We start from the raw sequence: 23,723 nt of genomic DNA, 5'->3' as shown, positions 1-23,723 counted from the left end.
ACCGGGCCGCTATCGGCGCCACGCAGTGCGCCCTCCCCTGGTCAGGCGAGGCCCGCCTTAAATCCAGCGCGATCTGTGGTATAAGGCCGGTCTCCCGACTTCGAAGGATGCCGCCTTGAGCCTGACGCTCGACCTTTCGCGCACGCCCAGCGCTTCTGGCGCCCCTGCTGTGACCGCCCCCGTCAACCTGTCCGGTCTGACGCGCGCGGAGCTGCGGCAGGCGCTGATCGACGCCGGGGTCTGTCCGCCCGAGAAGGCCAAGATGCGGGCGTCGCAGGTGTGGAGCTGGATCCACCACTACGGCGTCACCGACTTCGCGGCGATGAGCAACGTCGCCAAGGACATGCAGGCCAAACTGGCCGAGGCTTTCACCCTGACCCGTCCCGAGATCGTCGAGCGGCAGGTGTCCAAGGACGGCACCCGCAAATGGCTGATCCGCACGGCGCCGGGCATCGAGATCGAGACCGTCTACATTCCGGACGTGGGCCGCGCCGGCGCCCTGTGCGTGTCCTCGCAGGTCGGCTGCACCCTGAACTGCACCTTCTGCCACACCGGCACCCAGAAGCTGGTCCGCAACCTGACCACCGCCGAGATCGTGGCCCAGGTCCAGGTCGCCCGCGACGACCTCGGCGAATGGCCGTCGCCCAAGGAAGACCGCCGCCTGTCGAACATCGTGTTCATGGGCATGGGCGAGCCGCTCTACAATCTGGACCACGTCTCCAACGCCATCGACATCATCTCGGACAACGAGGGCATCGCCATCTCGCGTCGTCGGATCACGGTGTCGACCTCGGGCGTGGTGCCGAAGATCGCCGAGCTGGGCGAGCGCACCCAGACCATGCTGGCCATCAGCCTGCACGCCACCAACGATCCGCTGCGTGACGTGCTGGTGCCGCTGAACAAGAAATACCCGCTGGAGCAGCTGATGGCGGCGATCCGGGCCTATCCGGGCCTGTCGAACGCCCGCCGCGTGACGTTCGAGTACGTCATGCTGAAGGGCGTCAACGACAGCCCCGAGGAAGCCCGCGCCCTGATGAAGCTGATCGAGGGCATTCCGGCCAAGATCAACCTGATCCCGTTCAATCCCTGGCCGGGCGTCGAATACGAGTGCTCGGACTGGAAGACGATCGAGCGTTTCGCCGCCATCCTGAACAAGGCCGGCTACGCCAGCCCGATCCGCACCCCGCGCGGTCGCGACATCCTGGCCGCCTGTGGCCAGTTGAAGTCCGAAAGCGAAAAGGTGCGGGCGTCGGCGCTGCGCAAGGCGGAATCGGCTGCGGGAGAGGCGGAAGCGGCCTAAGGCAGCAGGCAGCAGGCAGCAGGCAGCAGGCAGCAGGCAGCAGGCAGCAGGCAGCAGGATTTCGATCAGACGACGGCGAGCAAGCTCTTCCTGCTCACTGCTGCCTGCTCGCTACTCCCTCCCCGACACACCCCGACACCAATCTTGACCACCTGTGGCATCGGTGCGCTTGCGGATTGGGGCGAAAAGCGGGCAATCGTCGTTGATCTCCTGACCAGCGGACTCCCATGGACAGCTCGTCCCTTTCCAGAGTGCTCGACAGCGCCGAGGTGCAGGCCTTCGCGACGGGCTTCCCCACGACCTTGGCGCACCTGACCGTGACGCTGGGGCTGCTGCTGGCGGGCGCGGTGATCTACGCCCTGTTCACGCCGTGGAAGGAGATCACCCTGATCCGCGAGGGCAACGCGGCCGCCGCGGTCGCCTTCGCCGGGGTGCTGGTTGGTCTCGCGATCCCTCTGGCGGTCAGCCTGAGCGTCTCCACCTCGATCAAGGATATCGCCCTGTGGGGCGTGGCCACGCTGGCGCTGCAACTGCTCGCCTTCCGCCTGATCGACATGCTGCTGACCGGACTGCCCCAGCGGATTCGCGACGGCGAGATTTCCGCGTCCGTCCTTCTGGTCGGCGCCAAGCTAGCGACGGCGCTGATCCTCGCCGCAGCGCTGACAGGATAAGGTTTCAGGCTCTAGGGGTCAGGTTGGAGGGTTGGTCGCATGACAGTTCGCTCCTATCGCGACCTGATCGTCTGGCAGAAAAGCATGGTTCTGGCGGCTGACGTGTATTGGTTGACGCGCGAGTTTCCCAAGCACGAGGAGTATCGGATTTCCGGCCAGATGATCCGCGCAGCGACCTCCATCCCGGCGAACATCGCCGAGGGCCATGGGCGAGGCACCCGCAAGGACTACGCGCACTTTGTCAGCATTGCGAAGGGGTCAGTGGCTGAGCTGGAAACCTTCCTCCTGTTGGCGATAGATTTGATGCTCTCAAAGAAGGAGCACATCACCCCGGTGCTGGACCTTGCGGAAGAAGTCGGACGAATGCTGAACGCCCTTCGCCGCCGGCTGAATGAGCGCGGTCCCGGTGACACGTCTGCCGCCCCTCAGCACCTCAACCCCAGAGCCCAGAACCTGTGATGCGTCCGCCCGACTGGCTGATCTATTCGGGCGTGGTCGGAGTCATCATCCTGGCCTGTCTGAACCACCGTGAGAACGCCGACGCCCCGCCTGCGCCGCCGCCCCCCGATGAAGCCGAAGGCGCGCTTCTGGGTCCGGTGACGCCATTCGACCCGGCGGTCACCGTCAATGCGCCCGACATTCCGTTCCAGCCCGCGACCGGCACGGCCTTCTCCGTCGCCCGTCAGGGCCGCTGGGTGACCGCGCGCCATGTGGTCGAGGGCTGTCGCCAGCCCGCCATTCTGGTCGGCGGCGGCCGGGCCGTGGCCGCGGACGTGCGCCTGTCGCCCCGCGCCGACATCGCCGTGCTCGAAACCGAGGGCGGTCCCTCGGCCCTGCCGATCGCCCCGGCGGACGCCATGCGCAGCGGCCAGCGCGGCTTCCATCCGGGCTATCCGCAGGCGCGCGCCGGCGAAGTCACCTCCCGTCTTCTGGGCCGCGAAATGCTCAAGGTCCGGGGCCGTGGCCAGAGGGACGAGCCGGTTCTGGCGTGGGCCGAGGTCGGTCGGACCGATGGCCTGGGCGGCACCCTGGCGGGCCTGTCGGGCGCCCCGGTCATGGACCGTCAGGGCCGCGTCGTGGGCGTGACCATTGCCGAGAGTCCCCGCCGGGGCCGCATCTACACGACCTCGCCCGAGACCTTCCAGCCCACGGTGCGCGGCGTGCAGACGGCGGACGAGCCGCTGATGGGCCGGGTCATCACCGTCGACAACTACGGCCTCGTCGCCGACGACCTGCGCCGGGACCTGCGCGTGGCGCGGGTGGTCTGCATGTCAGCCTAGAGCAGCTTTCTCCCTCCCCGGGACGGGGAGGGAGACTTTCGAACCCTACTGCAACGCTGCCGTATCCAGGTTCAGCGCCGTCAGCGGCAGGACCTCGACGTTCGGGTGTTTCGCGCGGATCGCCTCGATGAACTGCGCGGCGTCGCCGACGATCACCAGACTGGCGTTGGCGACCGGCAGGTGTTCGGCGAAGGCCGACTGGACCTGATCCGGCGTGACCGCCTCGACCCGGCCGACGTAGGTCGCCAGATCGCTCATCGGCAGGCCGTACAGGGCCATGTTGGCGACCACGCCGCCCAGACCATCGACGCTTTCAAGCGAGCTGCCGAAGGCGCCCGAGACGATCGCCTGCCGGGTGGTCATCTCGCTTTCGGTCGGCTGGCTGGTCGACAGGCGGTTCACCTCGCCCAGGATCAGATCCGCCACCTCGGCGGCGGCGTCGTTGCGGGTCTGGGCGTAGGCGACGAAGGCGCCGTCATCCTGACGCAGGCCCAGGTTCGAGCGGGTGCCGTAGCTGAGGCCGCGCTTGATGCGGATTTCCTGGTTCAGGCGCGAGGTGAAGCTGCCGCCCAGCAGGGTGTTGCCGAGGGTCAGCGGGAAGAAGTCCGCGTCTGTCCGGGCGACGCTGCGCATGGCCACATAGACCGCCGCCTGACCGGCGCCGGGCTGGTCGATGACCACCACGCGCGGCGCGACCTCGGCGCCCGCCGGATTGGCGCGCGGCGCGGGGGCCGGGCCGGAGGCGCGCCAGTCGCCGAACGCCTGCTCCGCGAGGGCCCGGGCCTGGGCCACGGTGATGTCGCCCGAGAAGATCAGGCGCGCGGTCTCGGGGCGATAGCGCGAGGCGTGGAAGGCGGCCACATCCTCGCGGGTCAGGCCCGGCAGGGAGGCCGGCGTGCCGCTGGCCGGCGCGCCATAGGGGGCGTCGCCGTAGACCACGCGACCGGCGGCCAGACCCGCGACCGAGCCGGGCGAGCTGAGCGCGACGCGCAGGCCGTCCAGCGTCTGATCCCGCTGGCGCTCGACCTCCTCGGCGGCGAAGTCCGGACGGCGGACGACGTCCGCCATCAGGGACAGGGCCTGCGGGAAGACGTTGGCCGGGGCGTTGACCGAGACGTTCGAGAAGTCCGGACCCGACGAGGCGCCGAGCTGGGCGCCCAGCTGTTCGATCTCGGCGGCGATCTCCGGCGCCTCACGGCCGCTGGAGCCCTGGGTCACCAGGCCGGCGGTCAGGACCGACAGGCCGGTCTTGGCGCCGTCATCCGCCGAGCCGGCGGCGAGGCCGAGGCGGGCCGAGACCAGCGGCAGACCCGGCTTGCGGGCGACATAGACTTCCAGACCGTTGGACAGGGTGAAGGTCTCCACCGCCGGGGCGACCAGATCAACCGCCGGACCGGCCGCGGGGATCGGCGTGCGATCGGCTTCAGGCAGCAGTTCGAAGATACGGCCGACCGGGGCCAGATCGGCGACCTTGACCGGGGCGGTGACCTCGACCGACTGCGCCGTGACCGGGTTCTGCTCGTCGGCGTTCAGATAGCGGATGCTGATGCTGCGGTTGTCCGTCAGATAGCGACGGGCGACGCGCTGGATGTCGGCGGCGGTCACGGCCTGCAGGGCCGCGATCTCACTGTCCGCGGCGGCGGCCCCGCTTGTGTTGATCAGCGACCAGCCCAGCACATTGGCGCGGTCCTCGACCGTCTCCCGCTCGCGCAGGGCGCCGGCGATCAGCTCGTTCCGGGCCTCGGTCAGCTCGGCCTCGGTGACCGGAGCGTCGCGCAGGCGGGCGGCTTCGGCGCGCAGCGAGGCCAGACCGGCTTCCGGCGTCTCACCCTCGGCCATGATGGCGTAGGTGATGACCGAGCCGGCCTGCTGGCTGGCGTCGACGCTGGAGCTGGCCTGGGTGGCGATCTTCTGATCGTAGACCAGCGAACGGTACAGACGCGAGCTCTCGCCGGTGGACAGGATGCCGTCCAGCACGGTCAGGGCCGCACGGTCGGGGTCGTCATAGCGAACACCCGGCCAGGCCAGCACGACGGCGGGCAGCGGAACGTTGGGCGCATGGAAGGTGACGTCGCGGGGGCCGGTCGGCTCGGGCTCGCGCACATCATTGGCCGGCAGCGGGCGATCCGGATTGGTCAGCGGGCCGAAATACTGGTCGATCCAGCCGTCCAGCTGGGCCTGATCGAAATTGCCCGCCACGATCAGATAGGCGTTGTCCGGGCGGTAGTAGGTGGCGTGGAAGCGGCGCACGTCCTCAATGGTCGCGGCGTCCAGGTCCTCGATCGAGCCGATGGTCGAGCGGCGGTAGGGGTGGTCCTGGTACAGGGTCGCCGGCACGAACAGGCTGAACAGGCGGCCGTAGGGGCTGGCCAGAACGCCCTGGCGGTACTCCTCCTTCACCACGTCGCGCTCGCTCTCGAACACGGCCTCATTGACCACCAGCGAACCGAGACGGTCGGCCTCGGCGAAGATCAGGCGTTGCAGGTGATTGGCCGGAACGGTCTCGTGATAGGCAGTCACATCGTCGGAGGTGAAGGCGTTGTTGTTGCCGCCCACGTCCTCGGTCAGGCGGTCGAAGGTCTCGTCCGGGAAGTTCTGCGTCGCCTTGAACATCAGGTGTTCGAACAGGTGGGCGAAGCCCGAACGACGCTCCGGATCATCCTTGGAGCCGACGCGATACCAGACCTGCACGGTGACGTTCGAGGTGGAGGTGTCACGCGAGGTGTAGACCTTCAGCCCGTTCGGCAGGGTGCGCTCCTGGAAGCCCAGCGGCGGCACGGCGATCTGGCCGGCGGGGGCGGAGGCGGCGGTCTGGGCCAGGGCGGGCGCGGCGGCCGGCAGGCCGAGCAGCAGGGCCGAGGCGGCGACGGTGAGGATCAGGCGAGACTTCATAAGGCGGGCTCCGGACGCCCGGACGACGGGCGGAGGCGACCCTATCAGGGCCGGTTCGGGGCGCACCTTACAGACTCGTAATAAAGCTCAATCCAGCCGCAGGGCGTCGGCCAGCAGCCTGGCCTCGGCGGCCCGGCTGGAGCCCGCGCGCCAGGCGACCACGATCTCGCGGCGCGGGGCCTTGGCGGCGATGGGGCGCACGACCACGCCCGGCATATCGGCCAGACCCGCCCGCACCGCCATCTCGGGCAGGAAGCTGACGCCCAGTCCGGAGGACACCATCTGCACCAGGGTGTGCAGGCTGGTGGCGGCGAACACGTCGTCGCCCTTGGGGGCCTCGATGTCGAAGGCGGCCAAAGCCTGATCGCGCAGGCAGTGGCCGTCTTCCAGAAGGATCAGATCCTCCGCCTTCAGTGACCCCGGCGGGATCGGTCCGGCTCCGGCGAGCGCATGGCCGAGCGGCGCGGCCGCGAGGATTTCATCATCCCCGATCCGCGCATGTTCGATGCCCGTGGCGCTGTACGGAAGCGCGATCACGGCCGCGTCCAGATGACCGCTCTTCAGCGCCGTGACCAGCTTGGGGGTCAGGTCCTCGCGGATAAACAGGCGCAAGGCGGGGTAGTCCTGCTTGATGTCCGGCAGGCGGGCGGGGAGCAGGAAGGGGGCGACGGTCGGGATGACGCCCAGCCGGAAACGGCCTGACAGAGGTTTGCCCACATTGCGCGCCGCCTCGACCAGATCCTCGGTGCGGGCCAGCACATCCTCGGCCCGGCGCACGGCCTCGGCGCCGACGGCGGTCAGCTGCACATTGCCCCGCGTCCGCTCGACCACCGGGGCGCCGAGGATTTTCTCCAACTCCTGCACCCCCGCCGACAGGGCGGGCTGGCTGACATGGGCCGCCTCGGCGGCGCGGCTGAAGGAGGCGTGCTCGGCGAGCAGACGCAGATACTGAAGCTGACGGAGCGTGGGAAGCATCCGCGCCACATAAGGCGTCGTTATCGACATGGCAAAGTCAATGAAGCGCGCTTTCACATCTCCTCCCCGTTGCGCAGCAATGGGGAGGTGGCTCCGAGCCTCGCGAGGAGACGGAGGGGTTCTGGGCGGCGCGCGCCGAAAGAACCCCTCCACCGCTTCGCGGTCCCCCTCCCCATCGCGATGCGACGGGGAGGAGACAGCCCGATCAGGCCTTCAGATCGTACCGGTCCGCGTTCATCACCTTCACCCAGGCGGCGACGAAGTCCTTCACGAACTTCTGGCCCGCATCGGCGGATGCGTAGACTTCCGACAGGGCGCGCAGCTGGGAGTTGGATCCGAACACCAGATCGGTGCGGGTGGCGGTCCACAGCTCCTCGCCGGTTTCGCGGTCGGTGGCGACGAAGGTCTCGTCCCCCTCGCCATCGACCTTTTTCCAGCCGGTCTTCATGTCCAGCAGGTTGACGAAGAAGTCGTTGGTCAGCTGGCCCGGACGGTCCGTGAAGACGCCGTGGGTCGAGCCGCCGTGGTTGGCGCCCAGCACCCGCAGGCCGCCGACCAGAACGGTCATCTCCGGCGCGGTCAGGCCGAGCAGCTGGGCGCGATCCACCAGCAGCTCTTCCGTCGGCACGTTGAACCGCACCTGCAGATAGTTGCGGAAGCCGTCGGCGCGCGGCTCCAGCACCGCGAAGCCCTCGACGTCGGTCTGTTCCACCGAGGCGTCGGTGCGGCCCGGCGTGAAGGGCACCTCGATCGCGTTTCCGGCCGCCTTCGCCGCCTGTTCGATCCCCACCGAACCGCCCAGCACGATCAGGTCGGCGACCGAGGCGTTGGAGGCCGCGGCGAGGTCCTCATAGACCTTGAGCACCTTGGCCAGCTTCGCCGGCTCATTGACCTCCCAGTCCTTCTGCGGCGCCAGACGCAGACGTCCGCCGTTGGCGCCGCCGCGATGGTCGGAGCCGCGATAGGTCGCCGCCGAGGCCCAGGCCGTCGAGACCAGCTCGCTCACCGACAGGCCGGACGCCGCGATCTTCTGCTTCAGCGCCGAGACATCCGCCGCCGTGAGCGCCGGGCCGGTTGGCGCCGGGATCGGGTCCTGCCAGATCAGGTCTTCCGCCGGAACGTCCGGGCCCAGGTAGCGGACCTTGGGCCCCATGTCGCGGTGGCACAGCTTGAACCAGGCGCGGGCGAAGGCGTCGCCGAAATAGGCGGGATCGGCCCGGAACTTCTCCATGATGACGCGGTAGGCCGGGTCGATCTTGAAGGCCATGTCGGCCGTGGTCATCATCGTCGGAACGCGCTTGCCCGGCATGTGGGCGGCGGGCGCGAGCGTCTCTTCCGGATTGCCGACCGGCTGCCACTGTTTCGCCCCGGCGGGCGAGCGGACCAGCTCGTAATCGTGGTCCAGCAGCATGTCGAAATAGGTCATGTCCCAGGTGATCGGGGTCGGGGTCCAGGCGCCCTCGATGCCCGAGGTGATGGTATGGTCGCCGATGCCGCTCTCATGGCCCGACTGCCAGCCGAGACCCTGCTGGGCGATGTCCGAGCCTTCCGGCGAGGCGCCGACCTTGGACGCGTCGCCCGCGCCGTGGGCCTTGCCGAAGGTGTGGCCGCCCGCGGTCAGGGCCGCCGTCTCCTCGTCGTTCATGCCCATCCGGGCGAAGGTCTCGCGGATGTCGCGGGCCGACTGCAGGGCCTCGGGCACGCCGCCGGGGCCTTCCGGATTCACATAGATCAGGCCCATCTGGATGGCCGCCAGCGGGGCCTCCAGCGCGGCGCCGTCATCAGGACGGATGCGGGTCTGGTTGCCCTCGTCGCCGACCCAGTTCTCCTCGGTGCCCCAGTAGACGTCCTTCTCGGGTTCCCAGACGTCGGCACGCCCGCCGCCGAACCCGAAGACCGGCCCGCCCATGCTCTCGATGGCGACATTGCCGGCCAGGATCATCAGGTCGGCCCACGACAGCTTGGCGCCGTATTTCTGCTTGATCGGCCACAGCAGGCGGCGCGCCTTGTCGAGGTTGCCGTTGTCCGGCCAGCTGTTCAGCGGGGCGAACCGTTGCTGCCCCGCACCCGCGCCGCCACGCCCGTCACCGGTGCGATAGGTGCCCGCCGAGTGCCAGGCCATACGGATGAAGAAGGGGCCGTAGTGGCCATAGTCCGCCGGCCACCAGGGCTGGCTGTCGGTCATCAGGGCGGTCAGGTCGCGCTTCACCGCCGCCAGATCGAGGGTCTTGAACGCCTCGGCGTAGTTGAAGTCGTCGCCCATCGGATCGCCCGACTTCCCCTGCTGGTGCAGGATGTCCATTGTCAGCTGGTTGGGCCACCAGTCACGGTTGGTCCGGCCCAGAAGACTGCGCAGCGCGGCCGGCTCCTTCTTCGGGTCATTGAGGGGCGTGGCGCCTCCAGCGTGTCCGTCCATGGTCATCTCTCCCTGATGTTGTGAAGATCGAGCCTATGCCCACATCGACAACAGGGATAATCAATAAACTTTGTCGTCACGAACAGCTGGGCTTATGGTCAAGCCCGTTTCGACGCCAGCCTCCGCAGAAGGTGACCGGAGGTAACCGTTCCTGCACAACTGACCCGCGATAGCCGAGGTCCGCGATCTTCGGATGCGGCTGTGCGTAAGGGGGAACATCCATGCTGCATTGGGCTCTGACCCTCGTGCTCGCGGCCTTCGTGGTCGCGCAGGCGCGCAGTCTGACGCTGCTCCAGCGCCGGATCGACAATCTGGTGCGCACCCTGGATGACCTGCGGCGAAACCCCGCGCCCCTGAAGCCCAGGGCCCAGACAACCGCGCCTGTTTCGCCTCCCGCCCCTGTCGCCGAGCTCCGCCCGCCCGTGCGCGCGGCCACGCCACCCCCGCCCGTTGAACCGGCCAGGGCGATTCCGCCGGCCCTGCGCACGCCCGTCGATGACTGGAGCATTTCAGACAATGACCCGGCCCCGCGACCGGAGCCGCGTCGGGCGTCTCGCCCCGAGCCGCATCCTGAGCACCGGCCCTCCTCGGACCTGAGCTGGACCGCCCTGTCCACCTGGCTGGCCGAGAACGGTCTGGCCTGGCTCGGTGGCGGCGGGCTGGCGCTGGGTGGTCTGCTGCTGGTCGTCTACGCCGCACAACAGGGCGTGTTCGGCCCGCCCCTGCGCGTCGCCGCCGCCGTCGCGCTGGGCGCGCTGATGATCGGCGCCAGCGAATGGATCCTGCGCCAGAAGCGCGCGCCGGGCGGACGCCATCTTCTGGCCGCCGCCGTCTCGGCCGGGGCCGGCGCGGTGACCCTGTATGGCGCGGTCTGCGCCGCCTACACCCTGTACGGGATGATCGCCTTCCCGGTCGCGGCGCTTCTGACCGCGGCGATCTCCGTGGGCCTGCTCGCCCTGTCGCTGCGGCACGGCGAGCCGCTGGCCCTGCTGGCCCTGTTCGGCGCGGTGATCACGCCCTGGGTGACCGGCGTCGGCGCCTGGCCGACCCCGGTGCTATTCGGCTACGTCCTGCTGATCGGCGTCACGGGCTTCGGCATGAGCGCCGTCCGCCTGTGGGCCAAGGCGGGTCTGCTGACCGTCATCGGCCTGCTGATCTGGAGCCTGTCGCATCGCTTCGATGGTGGAGCCGCCCTGCTGCTTCTGGCTGCGACGGGTCCGCTGGCCGCGGTGCTGTGGAGGCGCAAGGCCCGTTCCGATGATCCGGAGGCGCCGTCGTCGGCCCTGTTCCGACATCAGCCCGCCGTGGCCCTGATCCTGACCAGTCTGACCGGCGGCCTGATCTGGCTGATGTCACCCGTCGCCCATCTGCCTGAGGCGATCCTGGTCGCCGGTGTGCTGGTCGCCCTCGGCGCCGGGCTGGTGGTGACCGGACTGGCGACCCCGGCGATCTTCGCGGTCCCGGTCATCGTCGCCGTCATCGGCGCCCTGATGACCCTGGCCTTCCAGCCCCCGCCTTTGGCGGCCCTGCCCTGGCTGTACGGACTGATGGGGGTGATCGTGATCGCCACCCTGGTCGGCGCGCTGCGCTCAGCCGCCGCCACACGCACGACCATGCTGACCATCGGCGGCGTCAGCCTGGCCGTTCTGGCCACCCTGTCCTGGCCCCTGCTGGACAGGCTGGATGTGATCCTGCCCTGGCTGCCCGCCGCCCTGTTGAGCGCGGGCATGTTCGCCACCGCGCCGGTCATCGCCCAGCGGGTGGAGCAACCGGCGACGGACAAGGGTCTGGTCTTCTGGCTCGGCGGCGCCGCGCAGCTGGCCTTCCTGTCGATCCACGCCTCCGTCCCGGCCCATCTCGAAGCCGTCGCGTTTGCGCTCGCAGCCCTTTTGCTGGGCGCCGCCGCCAGTCGCCTGAAGTGGCGCGGTCTGGCCCAGATCACCGTGGTCGGCGGCATGCTCACCCTTGTCGTCCTGTTCCGCCCCGCCTTCGTCAACGCGGCGCTGGAAGGCCGGCTGTCGCTGCCGCTCGCCATGGCTATCTCCATCGGCGCGGCGGCTGTGGTCTACTTCAGCGCCCGGCTGATGCGCGGCCAGGGCGGTGCTGACCGGAATGCGGTCGAGGCCCAGACCACGGCCGCGCTGCTGACCCTGCTGACCGGCCTGTTCATCGGCCTGCATGTGCTCCTGTCAGGCGTGGAGGCCGGCGTCGCCTCGGGTGAACTTTTCGCGGCGGCGATGCGAACCCTGCTGTTGCTGTCCGCAGGCCTTCTGCTCGTCACGCAGCGACGGACGGACGAAGGGCCCATCGCCACATGGCGCGCCATTCTCCTCACCGGAGCCGGCGTGCTTCACGGCGTGATGGCCCAGGGGCTGTTCCTGAACCCCTGGTGGGGCCTTGGCGAGGCGCCGGTCGGCCTGCCGGTTCTGAATACGCTGATCCTGTCGTTCCTGGCGCCCGCGGCCCTCCTGGCACTGAGCGCCCGTCGCCGGACGCCTGTGGACGGCTGGACCCGGATCTGGGCCGTGGCCGGCGCCCTGTTCGCCTTCCTCTGGGTGCTGATGGTCCTCCGCCATCTGTTCCACGGCGCCGACATGAGCGAGGCCGGGATCGGGCTTGCCGAGAGCGCGGCCTATGCCGTGCTGTTCCTGCTGACCGCCCGACTGATCTCCGCCGCGGCGAAGGCGGAGTGGACCCGAACGCTCGGGGTTGGTCTCAGCTGGATCGCGCTGACCGTGTCGGCGCTGGTGTTCGGCTACGGCGCCAGTCCCTGGTGGGGGCCGCAGAACACGCCGATGTCGTCCCTCCCGCATGTTCTGCTCTTGCTCGGCCTGTACGCCGCCGGCGCTGGACTGGCGTTCGGAATGCGAAGCCGGCCCGACGGACTCGGCAAGGGCGCCAGAGCGGTGACGGTGGGCATCCTCTTCGTCCTGCTGACCCTTGTGATCCGCGCGGTCTTCCACGGCGTGGCCATGCATGACGCCGCGCCGGGCAGCGGGCTGGAGACCTGGACCTTCTCGACCCTGTGGACGGCCTTCGGTCTGGCGACACTCAGCCTCGGGACGATCCATCGCGATGCGACACTGCGCTGGGCCGGTCTGATCGTGCTGCTGGCGACGGCGGTGAAGGTGCTGTTCTTCGATCTCAGCCAGCTTGAGGGCATCGTCCGCGCCGCCTCCTTCCTGGTCGTGGGTGCGCTGTTGCTCGCCGGCGCACTCGCCGCGCGGCGGCTCAGCAGAGGCCGTCCGGCGTCCGACGGGACCGACCCGCCCTAATCCGGCGGCGGAAGGGCCGCGCCGGCCTCCGCGAACCATCGCATCCGGCAGGCCATGATCGCGGTTTCGCCCAGCCGCTCGACCAGTCGCCAGTTGACCACGGCCCCCACCGGTGCGCCGACCAGAGGCAGCAGCTGCGCCATCTTGGCCAGGTCGATGTGGTCCCGGTACTCGATCTGGAAGGTGCGCCAGTCGTATTCCGTCAGGACCCGCGGCTGATCGATATCGGCCATCCACTTCTCCAGATCGGCCAGGGCCTCGGGCCGTCGGCGGGCGCTGGCGAAGGCCAGGTGGAAGATATGCAGCACGAACAGCCGCTCGCGCACCGAACCGCCGCCCCAGCCGTAGGCGGCGACGATCTCGCCCAGCATCCGCACCTTGATGGCCATCAGGGCCGGAAAGTCGGCGGCGGCCAGCACGAAGCCGCCCGCCCCCGCCACGCCGCCCTCGATGCTGGCGGTGTTGCGATAGGCGCGGATCGTCGCCCGGGCCTTTTCCTCACGCGCGGCCAACGAGCCCTGATGCACCGGCTTCGCCTTCAGCAGGTCCGAGCCGAACAGGATGCCCTTCGTCATCGCCTCCACCCCCGTGGTGATGATGGCGTGGACCCGTTCGGGAATGATGCGATTGATCCGGTCCTGCGTTCCGCGCGTCGCCTTGTCCCACAGGCCGGGCCGCTTCAGCACCTTCTCGCGCCAGATCTCCATCTGGGCCTTCACCTCGCGCTCGTCCGTGATGGGGACCAGGGCGGACGGCACCTCGTCCGGAGAGACGAACTCGGGCAGGGTTTCGGGGGGTCGGGTCATGCTGTCATCAAGGCCTCTCGCGGCGTCACGGTTGCAGGTCCGGCCTTGCGGGTCTAGACCGCCGCCGACCGCGGTTCGCAACCGCACACACCTTCCCTCCCGGAGACTGACAGTATGGCTCGCGCGAAGATCGCCCTTATCGGCGCCGGCATGATCGGCGGCACCCTGGCCCACGTTGCGGCGCGCGAAGCGCTGGGCGACGTGATCCTGTTCGACATCGCCGAGGGCACGCCGCAGGGCAAGGCGCTGGATATCGCCGAAGCCTCGGCCGTCTTCGGTCAGGATGTGGCCCTGAAGGGCGCCAATGACTACGCCGACATCGCCGGCGCCGACATCTGCATCGTCACCGCCGGCGTGCCGCGCAAGCCGGGCATGAGCCGCGACGACCTGATCGGCATCAACCTCAAGGTCATGAAGGCCGTGGGTGAAGGCATCAAGGCGCACGCCCCGAACGCCTTCGTCATCTGCATCACCAACCCGCTCGACGCCATGGTCTGGGCCCTGCAGAAATTCTCGGGCCTGCCGAAGGAGAAGGTCGTCGGCATGGCCGGCGTGCTGGACTCGGCCCGCTTCGCCTACTTCCTGGCTGAAAAGACCGGCGTGTCGGTGCAGGACATCCACGCCTGGACCCTGGGCGGCCACGGCGACGACATGGTCCCGATGGTCCGTCACTCGACCGTTGGCGGCCTGCCGCTGCCGGACGCCGTCGCCGCCGGCTTCCTGTCGCAGGCCGAACTGGACGCTATCGTCGAGCGCACCCGCAAGGGCGGCGGCGAAATCGTCGCCCTGCTGAAGACCGGCTCGGCCTTCTACGCCCCGGCGGAATCGGCCATCGCCATGGCCAAGTCCTACCTGCTGGACCAGAAGCGCGTTCTGCCGTGCGCCGTGTGGCTGTCGGGCGAATACGGTCTGTCGGACCTGTACGTCGGCGTCCCGGCCCTGATCGGCGCCGCCGGCGTCGAGAAGATCGTCGAGTTCACCACCAACGACGAAGAGAAGGCGATGTTCGCCAAGTCGGTGGAGTCGGTCCAGGGCCTTATCCAGGCCTGTAAGGACATCGAGCCGTCGCTGGCTTGACGCCAGCGGCGCTAACGCTCGCGACTTGAGCGCAAGCCGTTCGCCCTCAAGCAGCGAGGCTCCGCGAGCCGAGCGTTAGGGCCAAGAAGAATGAGGGCCGTGGAGCAATCCGCGGCCCTTTTTCGCGCGCGACCTCCCGATGTGGCCCAACCTCGACGCAACCCGAAGATGCGACTATCCTGCGGGCCAGACACTAGGGAGACGCCTCATGCTGCCCCTCATTCTGGCCCTGATCACCGACCCGACAATCACCGAGCCCCTCTGGGTCGAACCGCTGCCTCTCGTGTCGCAGGACGACCGTTTGCTGTCCCGGCAGGAGCGCACCTGCACCAATCCGCAGTTACAATACGCCGCGCCCGGCGTCGCTGAGGCCCTCAGCGACCGCGTGATGGCGAACGACCTCCTTTATCGCGAAGGCGATACGGTGCGCCGCTACCTGCTGCTGGAGCGTCGGATCGAGAACTGCTCCGTCCCGATTTCTTTCTCCGTCCGCCCCTTCAGAGTGGAACGCGAGCGTATCGCACCGATCACGACTGACGCCCTCCCGGGCGCCTACTGACCGGCAGGCGGCGCGGCCGGCGCCTCTGCGGGCGCGAGGCTGGCGAACAGGGTCCGGGCGAACTGGGTCAGCAATTGCAGCCAGATATAGGTCGGCTCCTGCAGTTGTTCGGCGCCGTTGGTCAGCAGCAGGACATCGTACTGGGCCCGGATCGTCGCATCGCCACCCGCCGTCGTCGGCGCGATCCATACCGCCTTCAGATAGCGGTTCTCGCGATTCCAGGCCGTGACCTGGGCCTCTGTGATCGGGCCGGTGAAGACCGCGTTGTACTGGACGTCGTCACACCGGGTCTGGCAGCCGAACAGGCTGAGACTCCACGGCAAGGGCTCATCGGCGACCCGCACGAGTAAGCCGCCCTCGATCGGCGACGGGTCCGCAACATTGCCGCCCAGCCCCGTCAGCCAGGTCTTGACCTCCGCCCCGGTCACCCCGCGATCCGCCGGCGAGGCCTGCGCCGAAGCCTGCCCCGCGGTCGGCGCCACGGGCGTCTGCCCCCGGTCACCGGCCATCGCGGGCGCGCTTGCGAGCAGCAGGCCGGCGGCGGCGGAAAGGGCGGCGAAGGCGGTCAGTCGGCGCATGTCGATCTCCGTAGGGCTCCTGATCCAGCCGGATCGCCGGAGCGGAATTGTGGCCGCAGGCTAGACCGACCGCTCATGGGACAGCCAGTCCGCGGAAGCCATTTCATTCAGGCGCGACACCGTCCGCTCGAACTCGAACGCCCCGACGCCCTCGGTATACAACGCCTCGGGCGGGGCGGCGGCGAGGGCGACCAGCCGGGTCTTCGCCTCGTACATCGCGTCGATCAGGGTCACGAAACGACGCGCCTCGTGATGGTTGCCGGGCCCGAGAACCGGAACCTCATCAATGAAGACGGTGTGGAAGCGCTCGGCGATGGCGAGATAGTCCTGCGGACCCAGCGGCCGGCTGCAGAGTTCCTCGAAGGTCGCGCGGGCCATGCCCCCGGCCGTGCGCTCGACCGTCACCTCGCGCCCCAGCACGACCAGTTGCGCGGGTTCCTCCGGCTCGCCGCCGCGCAGTTCCGACCACAGGGTCTCGAAGGCCGGTCGCTGGTCCGGCGTGAACCAGACCGGCGACCCCATGAGCCGGTCCAGCCGCCAGTCACGCGCGCCGTCGATCTCGACCACCACGCAGCGCTTCTCGAGTTCGGCGATGAAGGGCAGGAAGAGCTGGCGGTTCAGGCCGTTCTTGTAGAGGTCCGTCGGCGCCCGGTTCGACGTGACCGCCAGCACCACGCGCCGTTCGAACAGAGCCTCGAACAGCCGCCCAAGGATCATGGCGTCGGCGATGTCCGTGACCTGCAGTTCGTCAAAGCAGAGCAGTCGCGCCTCCGAGGCGATCAGCTCGGCGATCGGCTCGATCGGGTCATCGCCCCTGTGGGTGCCGAAGATGGCCTGACGGGTCTTCCTGTCGCCCTTGCGCCACTGGTCGACCAGCTTGTGGATGCGGGCCATGAAGGCGTGGAAATGGGCGCGGGTCTTGCGCGGTTCCGGCGAGCTGGAGACGAACAGGTCCATCAGCATGGACTTGCCGCGTCCCGGCGGGCCCCAGATGTAGAGCCCCTGCACCGCGGGCGGTTTTCCGAACAGGCTCTTCTTTGTCAGGTCGAGCTCAAGCCGCTCCAGCGCCGCGATCAGCGGCTCCTGCGCCGGGTCGGGGACCAGGACGCCTTCCTCGATGCGGATGTCGTAGGCGGAGCGGATGCGGGAGGTCATCGCCCCACGGTCTAGCCCCGCAGGGGCGGCGAGAAAAGCGCCCATCACGGTTCGGCCATAAGGCCAATGTATGGGAAACGGCGTCGTTCTCGGGCTGGATCGTCCGCCCGCCCTCGCAAAACCGATTGCTTCGCAGCCGCGAAGGACTACATGCAGGGCTCCACGATCACACTCTTTTCGCGCTCAAGCAGCGAGGCTCCGCGAGCCGAGCGATAGCGCGTCCGAAGGACACACCAAGATGGGCTATCGCGTCGCCGTCGTCGGGGCCACCGGCAATGTCGGTCGGGAGATGATGAACATCCTCGAGGAAGTCGACTTCCCCGTCGACGAAATCCACGCCATCGCCTCGCGAAAATCCAAGGGCGTCGAGGTCGCGTTCGGCGACCGCACCCTGAAGTGTCAGGACCTCGAGCAGTTCGACTTCTCGACCGTCGACATCGTGCTGATGTCGGCCGGCGGTTCGGTGTCGAAGGAATGGTCGGAGAAGATCGGCCAGGCCGGTCCGATCGTGATCGACAACTCCTCGGCCTGGCGCATGGACCCGGACGTGCCGCTGATCGTGCCGGAGGTGAACCCGGACGACGTCAAGCTGGCGACGAAGAAGAACATCATCGCCAACCCCAACTGCTCGACCATCCAGCTGGTCACCGCCCTGCGTCCGCTGCATGACGCCGCCAAGATCAAGCGCGTCGTCGTTTCGACCTACCAGTCCGTCTCGGGCGCCGGGAAGGAAGGCATGGACGAGCTGTGGAACCAGACCAAGGCCATCTACGGCCTGGGCGACGCCACGCCGAAGAAATTCCCCAAGCAGATCGCCTTCAACGTCCTGCCCTTCATCGGTTCGTTCCGCGACGACGGCTACACCGATGAGGAAGCCAAGATGTGGATGGAGACGCAGAAGATGATGGATCCGTCCATCAAGCTGACCGTCACCTGCGTCCGCGTCCCGGTCTTCGTCGGCCACTCGGAAGCCGTGACGGTCGAGTTCGACCGCCCGATCAGCCCGGACGAGGCCCGCGCCATCCTGCGCGATGCCCCGGGCGTGCAGGTCGTCGATAAGCACGAGGCCGACGGCTACATCACCCCGGTCGACGCCGCGGGCGAGTTCGCCGTCTACGTCAGCCGCATCCGCAAGGACCACACGGTCGAGAACGGCCTGTCGTTCTGGGTCGTCTCGGATAACCTGCGCAAGGGCGCGGCCCTGAACGCCGTCCAGATCGCCCAGCTTCTGGACGAGACGGGCACGATCAAGTCGTCCTCCGGCTACCGCACCCTGACCGTCTAAGACCCTTTCCGTCTCGCCGCTCCCCCGGCGATGGAGAAGCCCATGACCACTGCCACCGGCTCCGACGCGAGCCGCCCCGCCCTGCTGTCCGCTTTCGGTTGCTATGTGCTGTGGGGGCTGATGCCCCTGCTGTTCATGGGCCAGCACGCGATCGGTTTCGACGCCTTCGAGATTCTGGCCCACCGCGCCCTCTGGGCGGTTCTGGTGGCCGGGCTGCTGGTGGTGCTGGCGAAACAGGGCGGGCAGGTGCTGGCGGTGTTTCGCTCGCCGAAGACCCTGGCGTGGCTGATGCTGTCCACCGCCCTGATCGCGGTGAACTGGGGCCTGTACGTCTGGGCGACCACCCACCACGCCACGCTGGAAGCCAGCCTCGGCTACTACATCAACCCGCTGCTCAACATGGTCGTGGGGCTGTGGCTCTTCCGCGAGAAGATCGACAGATGGGGCTGGGTCGCCATCGGTCTGGCGGCGGTCGGCGTCCTGCTGCAGGCGCTGGCGCTGGGCCGTCCGCCGTGGATCTCCATCGCGCTGGCCATCTCGTTCGCCAGCTATGGCGTGATCCGCAAGCGCGTGCCGATCGAGGCGCAGGCAGGCCTGTTCATCGAGTGCCTGCTGCTGGCCCCGCTGGGCCTGCTGTGGGTGCTGTGGCTGGTCCACACCGGCGCCAGCGCCGGCTTCGACAGCCCGACCAACCTGATGTGGGCGCTGGCCAACGGTCCGGCGACCGTCCTGCCTCTGGCCCTGTTCGCCTGGTCAGCGCGGCGCCTGCCCCTGTCGACCATCGGCTTCATCCAGTTCCTGGCCCCGACGCTGCAGTTCGCGGTCGGCGTCTGGGCGGGCGAGCAACTGACCGGCCTGCGCATCGCCTCCTTCGCCTTCATCTGGACCGGGGCGGGCGTCTTCGCGGCGGCGGCCTTCCTGCGCCAGCGCGCGGCGAGGCTGGCGCTGAAGAACAGCGCCAGCGAGGTCGTGAACGGCTAGCTAGAGCGCCCCGTACAGCGCCCTGATCAGCCGCTGGGCGCGCGGGTCGCCGATCAGATGCGGCGACTGGCGGGTCATCACATAGGCCGCCGACAGGCCCTTCGCCGGATCGGCGAAGACGCAAGAGCCGCCCCAGCCGCAGTGGCCCACGGCGTCCGGGTTGGTCCCGAAGATGTTGAGGCCCGCGTTCCGGGTGAAGCCGGCGGCCCAGCTCATCTCATAGGGCAGAACGCGGTCCTGCCCATGGATACGCTCACGGGTCGCGGCGGCCAGCACCTCCGGCGACAGCACCGGACGCCCCTCGAAGGCGCCGCCATCGGCCAGAATCCCCACGATCCGCGCCAGATCGGGCGCCGTGCCGTGCAGATTGGCCGACGGGATCTCGATCATCCGCCATTCGGTCGAGCCGCGCCCGCCGGGCGAGGAGCCTCTGTCGAGGAAGGCGGCCTTCTTGATCGCGTCGATCTCACCGAGATTGGTGGCCTTGGCCGGCTTGCGCATCTGGGCCACCCGGTCGTGTTCAGCCTCCGGCAGGCCGATCCACAGATCCAGCCCAGGGAAGTCCTCGCGCAGGGCCGTGCCCATGGTCCGGCCGTCTACGATGCGGAACAGTTCGCCCGCCAGATAGCCGATGACGATAGGGCTGTAGCCCGAAGCCGTGCCCGGCGCCCACATCGGCGCCTGGGCGCACAACCGGGCCAGGGTCGCCTCGCGGTCGAACCAGATGGCGGGATCTTCCGGCGTGTCGAAGCCCGGCAGGCCCGCCTGATGGCTCATCATCTGGGCGACGGTGATCTGATCCTTCCCCGCCTGACCGAAGGCCGGCCAGTAGCTGGCCACGGTCGCCTCATAGTCCAGCAGACCGCGCTCGACGCAGGTGGCGATCAGCAGGGCCATCACCGCCTTTCCGGTCGAGAAGACCGGGGTCAGGGTCCGCTCTCCGAACGGGACCGTCCCCGCCGCATCGGCCGATCCGCCCCACAGGTCGATGACCGTCTCGCCGCCCATGCGGACGCTGAACCGCGCGCCCTGCTCGTTCAGCCCCTCGGGGGCGTCGGTGAAGTTGGCCGCAAAGGCGTCCTTCACGGCGGCGAACTGAGGCGGGCAGACGCCGTGGATGTCAGGAAGATCGGTCATGCGAGGGGTCTAGCGCCGACGGGATCATCCGTCACGCGGGGGCTATCTTCACTCGCCCACAAAGCGCCAGAAAATCACATCCGTAGGAAGGGCTAATCACCACCAGATTGAGCTCGCTCGCGGCGATCCGTGACAGGGTCCGATCAAGAACAACGACATGCGCATCGTGAAAGGGGTTTGCTGCTGAAGGGTGCGGACCCGGCATGAGTTCCTCAAGCCAATCTCGCCGAACGGAAACTCCGGTCAGCACTTCAAAGCTGGAGATAATGTTGCCTTGCCGGAAATCGTTAGCCAGCAACTGCTCCACATCCTCCAGTTCCACTGCCCAGTGTGCGCCATCCACTCGCGTGATGAACAAGGTCGCAGTCCCGACAGAGGTCCGGATACCCGTCAGACTGCCGTCATGAAAACTCGGGGTCATTCGCGCCGATCCGCCGAAGCCTCCCGCGCCGCCTCGAACTCCGCGCCCTCGTTCCACTCCGGCCACTCGCGACTGTCGGCCAGATCGCGGCCCACGGCGTAGAGCAGGTTCACGTCCACGGCGGCGGCGTCCATCACCCAATCCGGCGTCCATTCGTCCGTGGGCTTGTGATAGCGGTTCTGGACGTAGTCGCGGCTGGCGTCGTTATGACCGGTGAAGCCGGCGGCGGCGAACAGGGCCGGCACGCCCATCTTGGCCAGCGGGAAGTGGTCCGAGCGGTAGAAGCCGCCTGCCTGCGGAGCCGGATCGGGGATCAAACGACGGCCCTGTTCGGTGGCGCGCCGCTCGACCCAGGCGTCCGTCTCGCTCTTGCCGGCGCCGATGACGACGATCTCGGGCGAGACCTCCGTGCCCGGCAGGAAGCTGTCCATGTTGATGTTGGCGACCGTGGTCTCCAGCGGCCAGACCGGATTGGCGGCATAGTATTCGGCGCCCAGCAGCCCGGCCTCCTCGGCGGTCCAGGCGGCGAAGACCACCGAGCGTTCCGGCGGCGTCCCTTCCTTGAACATCCGGGCCAGCTCGATCATCGCCGCCACGCCCGTCGCATTGTCCACGGCGCCGTTATAGATGTCGTCGCCGTTCTGCGGCTTGGCGCGGCCATAGGCGTCCCAGTGCGCGCCGTAGAGCACCGTCTCCTCTGGATGCTCCGAACCCGGAATACGGGCCAGGATGTTGCGGCTCTCGATCGTGGCGTGGGTCTGACCGAAGTCGATCGACATCGTCACCCCCGGCAGCTCCACCGGGGTGAAGGCCTCGCTACGGGCCTGATAGCGGAGCTGGGCGTAGTCCAGTCCCGCGTCACGGATCAGTTGCTCGGCCACGTCACCCTGGACCCAGCCCTGGGCCGGAACCCGTTCGGCCTCCCAGTTCGCACGCACGATGTCGAAGTCCGGCGCGGTCGAGGATCCCTCCAGCACGCTCCAGCCGTAGCCGGCCCCGGGTGTGTCATGGATGACCAGCACGCCGGCCGCGCCCTGCCGCGCGGCCTCCTGGAATTTGTAGGTCCAGCGGCCGTAGAAGGTCATGGCGTTGCCGTCGAACCGCTCGGCCACAGGATGCCCCTCGGGCGCGCCGAAGTCCGGGTCGTTGACGATGACGAGGATGATCTTGCCCCGCACATCGACGTCCTTGAAGTCGTCCCAACCCTTCTCGGGCGCATCGACGCCATAGCCGGCGAAGACCACCGGCACGTCGGTCAGGGTGATGCGATCCACCGGCCGGTCGCTCGACACGAGGATCTGCGGTCCCCGCTCCAGCGTGCGGGTCTGGCCGTTGACGGTGGCGGTGATGGTCGCCGGACCGGACTGCTGGGTCTGGCTCAGCTGCGCGACCTGCACCCACTGACCGTCCGGCCCGCCGGGTTCAAGGCCCAGGGCCTGGAATTGGCTGACGACATAGTCGACCGTCTTCTGTTCACCCGGCGTGGCTACGCCGCGCCCTTCGAACTCGTCCGAGGCCAGAACCCGCGTGTACTCATTCAGCCGGGCCGGATCGGCCTGCTGGGCCCATGCCAGAGTGGGGGCCGCCCCCGCGAAACAGAGCAGCGCCGTGGTCGAAACGAGGATCGATTTCAGGCGCATGATTTACTCCGGGCAGTGAGGAAGACGATCAGGGGAGGGCGGCACCCTGCCCCGGCGCGCCCGGCCAGTCCAGCACGCCGTCAGCCGCCACGACGCCGGAGGCGAAGCTGGCCTGCAGCAGATAGCCGCCCGTCGGCGCCTCCCAGTCCAGCATCTCGCCCGCGACGAAGACGCCCGGCAGGGCCTTGAGCATCAGATCATCCGTGACCTGATCAAGCCGGACCCCGCCCGCGGAGGAGATGGCGCGCTCCAGCCCCCGCACTCCGATCAGGGTCAGACGCACCGCCTTGATCCGTCGCGCAAGCTTGTCCGCGCCCTCCGGGATAGCGCCGGGAATCTCACGCAGCAGGCCGACGGCCGCCGGCGACAGCCCGCCCGCCTTGCGCAGCCAGTTGGTGACACTGTCCTTGCCGCGCGGCTTGGTCAGCCGGGCCGCCAGCGCCTCGATGGACAGGTCCGGCCGCAGGTCGACGACCAGTTCCGCCGAACCGTCCCGCGCGATCGCGTCGCGCAAGGCCGCCGACAGCGCATAGACGGCCCCGCCCTCCAGTCCGTATCTGGTCAGCATCAGGTCGCCGCGCACGCTCTGTCCCGCGTGGCCCAGGGCGATGGTCTTCAGCGGCTCGCCCGCGAACCGCTCGATCAGCACCTCGCTCCACGCCACGTCGAAGCCGACGTTGGAGGGCCTGAAATCGGCGACTTCCACACCCGCCTCACGCAGCGTCTGCACCCAGGATCCATCCGACCCCAGGCGCGGCCAGCTGGCGCCGCCCAGGGCCAGCACCACGGCGTCGGCCTGTTCGACCGTCTCGCCCTCGGGCCCGGCGAACACCCAGCCGCCGTCACGACGTCCGGTCCAGCGCGAACGGGTCCGCACCTCGACGCCGAGGTCCGACAGTCGCTTCAGCCAGGCCCGCAGCAGGGGCGAGGCCTTCATCGCTTTCGGGAACACCCGCCCCGACGAGCCGGTGAAGGTCGACTGACCCAGTCCCTCGACCCAGCCGATCAGCCGGGTGGGAGAGAACCGGTCGAGCCAGCGCGCGACCACGGGCGACGCCTCGCCATAGCGGGCGAGAAAGCCCTCGATGGGCTCGGAATGGGTCAGGTTCAGGCCACCCCGGCCCGCCATGAGAAATTTGCGCGAAACGGACGGCATCGCTTCGTGGACGATGACGCGAACACCGCTCCCGGCCAGCCGCTCGGCGGCCATCAGGCCTGCGGGGCCGGCGCCGATCACATGGATGATTTTCATGTCCGGACCTCAAGCGCGGTTCG

At 68.7% G+C, this 23,723-nt stretch carries 19 protein-coding genes; 9 read left to right on the top strand and 10 right to left on the bottom strand.

Annotated elements, in window-relative coordinates; translation table 11 throughout:
* The first annotated feature begins 115 nt into the window (after positions 1 to 115).
* From rlmN to ACFQQC_RS04380, 4 genes are all read left to right on the top strand, one after another.
* Positions 116 to 1,300: a 23S rRNA (adenine(2503)-C(2))-methyltransferase RlmN gene (rlmN, locus tag ACFQQC_RS04395; RefSeq protein WP_376860056.1), complete on the top strand. Its 1,185-nt coding sequence runs from the start codon at positions 116 to 118 to the stop codon at positions 1,298 to 1,300.
* A 227-nt stretch (positions 1,301 to 1,527) separates the two neighbouring features.
* Complete coding sequence (locus ACFQQC_RS04390) at positions 1,528 to 1,971, top strand: DUF350 domain-containing protein (RefSeq protein ID WP_376860054.1); 444 nt, start codon at positions 1,528 to 1,530, stop codon at positions 1,969 to 1,971.
* Positions 1,972 to 2,010: 39 nt separating this feature from the next.
* Positions 2,011 to 2,430 (top strand): four helix bundle protein, encoded by a 420-nt coding sequence (locus ACFQQC_RS04385; protein WP_376860052.1) that lies wholly within the window; start codon positions 2,011 to 2,013, stop codon positions 2,428 to 2,430.
* Entirely contained in the window at positions 2,430 to 3,251 is an 822-nt protein-coding gene (locus ACFQQC_RS04380) for a serine protease (RefSeq protein WP_376860050.1), read from the top strand. The genes ACFQQC_RS04385 and ACFQQC_RS04380 overlap by 1 nt, the downstream gene beginning before the upstream one ends.
* Before the next feature lie 45 nt (positions 3,252 to 3,296).
* On the opposite strand, the gene ACFQQC_RS04375 is transcribed toward ACFQQC_RS04380, so the two are convergent.
* From ACFQQC_RS04375 to katG, 3 genes are all read right to left on the bottom strand, one after another.
* Positions 3,297 to 6,143, bottom strand: a complete 2,847-nt coding sequence (locus ACFQQC_RS04375) for a M16 family metallopeptidase (RefSeq protein ID WP_376860048.1) — start codon at positions 6,141 to 6,143, stop codon at positions 3,297 to 3,299.
* A gap of 87 nt (positions 6,144 to 6,230) precedes the next feature.
* Positions 6,231 to 7,118 (bottom strand): hydrogen peroxide-inducible genes activator, encoded by an 888-nt coding sequence (locus ACFQQC_RS04370; RefSeq protein WP_376860046.1) that lies wholly within the window; start codon positions 7,116 to 7,118, stop codon positions 6,231 to 6,233.
* 205 nt (positions 7,119 to 7,323) lie between these two features.
* Positions 7,324 to 9,534, bottom strand: a complete 2,211-nt coding sequence (katG, locus tag ACFQQC_RS04365) for a catalase/peroxidase HPI (protein ID WP_376860044.1) — start codon at positions 9,532 to 9,534, stop codon at positions 7,324 to 7,326.
* Between the two features lie 221 nt (positions 9,535 to 9,755).
* Between katG and ACFQQC_RS04360 the strand changes: the two genes are divergently transcribed.
* Positions 9,756 to 12,809: a DUF2339 domain-containing protein gene (locus ACFQQC_RS04360; protein WP_376860042.1), complete on the top strand. Its 3,054-nt coding sequence runs from the start codon at positions 9,756 to 9,758 to the stop codon at positions 12,807 to 12,809.
* Here the strand turns inward: ACFQQC_RS04360 and ACFQQC_RS04355 are convergent.
* Complete coding sequence (locus ACFQQC_RS04355) at positions 12,806 to 13,615, bottom strand: EcsC family protein (protein WP_376860040.1); 810 nt, start codon at positions 13,613 to 13,615, stop codon at positions 12,806 to 12,808. The genes ACFQQC_RS04360 and ACFQQC_RS04355 overlap by 4 nt on opposite strands.
* Positions 13,616 to 13,729: 114 nt before the next feature.
* Between ACFQQC_RS04355 and mdh the strand changes: the two genes are divergently transcribed.
* Positions 13,730 to 14,692, top strand: coding sequence for a malate dehydrogenase (mdh, locus tag ACFQQC_RS04350; RefSeq protein WP_141625442.1), 963 nt, complete (start codon positions 13,730 to 13,732; stop codon positions 14,690 to 14,692).
* Between the two features lie 208 nt (positions 14,693 to 14,900).
* Positions 14,901 to 15,251 (top strand): hypothetical protein, encoded by a 351-nt coding sequence (locus ACFQQC_RS04345; protein ID WP_376860038.1) that lies wholly within the window; start codon positions 14,901 to 14,903, stop codon positions 15,249 to 15,251.
* On the opposite strand, the gene ACFQQC_RS04340 is transcribed toward ACFQQC_RS04345, so the two are convergent.
* Together ACFQQC_RS04340 and zapE are read right to left on the bottom strand one after the other, a co-directional pair.
* The gene (locus ACFQQC_RS04340; protein ID WP_376860036.1) at positions 15,245 to 15,829 is read right to left on the bottom strand and encodes a hypothetical protein; all 585 of its coding nucleotides are present in this window, start codon (positions 15,827 to 15,829) and stop codon (positions 15,245 to 15,247) included. The genes ACFQQC_RS04345 and ACFQQC_RS04340 overlap by 7 nt on opposite strands.
* Before the next feature lie 60 nt (positions 15,830 to 15,889).
* Entirely contained in the window at positions 15,890 to 16,984 is a 1,095-nt protein-coding gene (gene zapE, locus ACFQQC_RS04335; RefSeq protein ID WP_376860034.1) for a cell division protein ZapE, read from the bottom strand.
* Between the two features lie 238 nt (positions 16,985 to 17,222).
* Between zapE and ACFQQC_RS04330 the strand changes: the two genes are divergently transcribed.
* Complete coding sequence (locus ACFQQC_RS04330) at positions 17,223 to 18,269, top strand: aspartate-semialdehyde dehydrogenase (RefSeq protein ID WP_376860032.1); 1,047 nt, start codon at positions 17,223 to 17,225, stop codon at positions 18,267 to 18,269.
* Between the two features lie 42 nt (positions 18,270 to 18,311).
* On the top strand, positions 18,312 to 19,250 hold the full coding sequence (gene rarD / locus ACFQQC_RS04325) for an EamA family transporter RarD (RefSeq protein ID WP_376860030.1): 939 nt from the start codon (positions 18,312 to 18,314) through the stop codon (positions 19,248 to 19,250).
* Here rarD and ACFQQC_RS04320 read toward each other — a convergent pair whose 3' ends face one another.
* From ACFQQC_RS04320 to ACFQQC_RS04305, 4 genes are read right to left on the bottom strand one after another with little or no spacing between them, the layout of a single operon-like run.
* Entirely contained in the window at positions 19,251 to 20,387 is a 1,137-nt protein-coding gene (locus tag ACFQQC_RS04320; protein ID WP_376860028.1) for a serine hydrolase domain-containing protein, read from the bottom strand.
* A 31-nt stretch (positions 20,388 to 20,418) separates the two neighbouring features.
* Positions 20,419 to 20,808, bottom strand: a complete 390-nt coding sequence (locus ACFQQC_RS04315; RefSeq protein ID WP_376860026.1) for a hypothetical protein — start codon at positions 20,806 to 20,808, stop codon at positions 20,419 to 20,421.
* The gene (locus tag ACFQQC_RS04310; protein WP_376860024.1) at positions 20,805 to 22,448 is read right to left on the bottom strand and encodes a M20/M25/M40 family metallo-hydrolase; all 1,644 of its coding nucleotides are present in this window, start codon (positions 22,446 to 22,448) and stop codon (positions 20,805 to 20,807) included. Before ACFQQC_RS04310 ends, ACFQQC_RS04315 begins: the two co-directional genes overlap by 4 nt.
* 28 nt (positions 22,449 to 22,476) lie before the next feature.
* Positions 22,477 to 23,700 (bottom strand): NAD(P)/FAD-dependent oxidoreductase, encoded by a 1,224-nt coding sequence (locus tag ACFQQC_RS04305; RefSeq protein WP_376860023.1) that lies wholly within the window; start codon positions 23,698 to 23,700, stop codon positions 22,477 to 22,479.
* Positions 23,701 to 23,723 lie beyond the last annotated feature (23 nt).

It is taken from the genome of Brevundimonas sp. GCM10030266 (genome assembly GCF_042666595.1).
Lineage (GTDB): Bacteria > Pseudomonadota > Alphaproteobacteria > Caulobacterales > Caulobacteraceae > Brevundimonas.
This window is presented reverse-complemented; position numbering and strand designations above follow the sequence as displayed.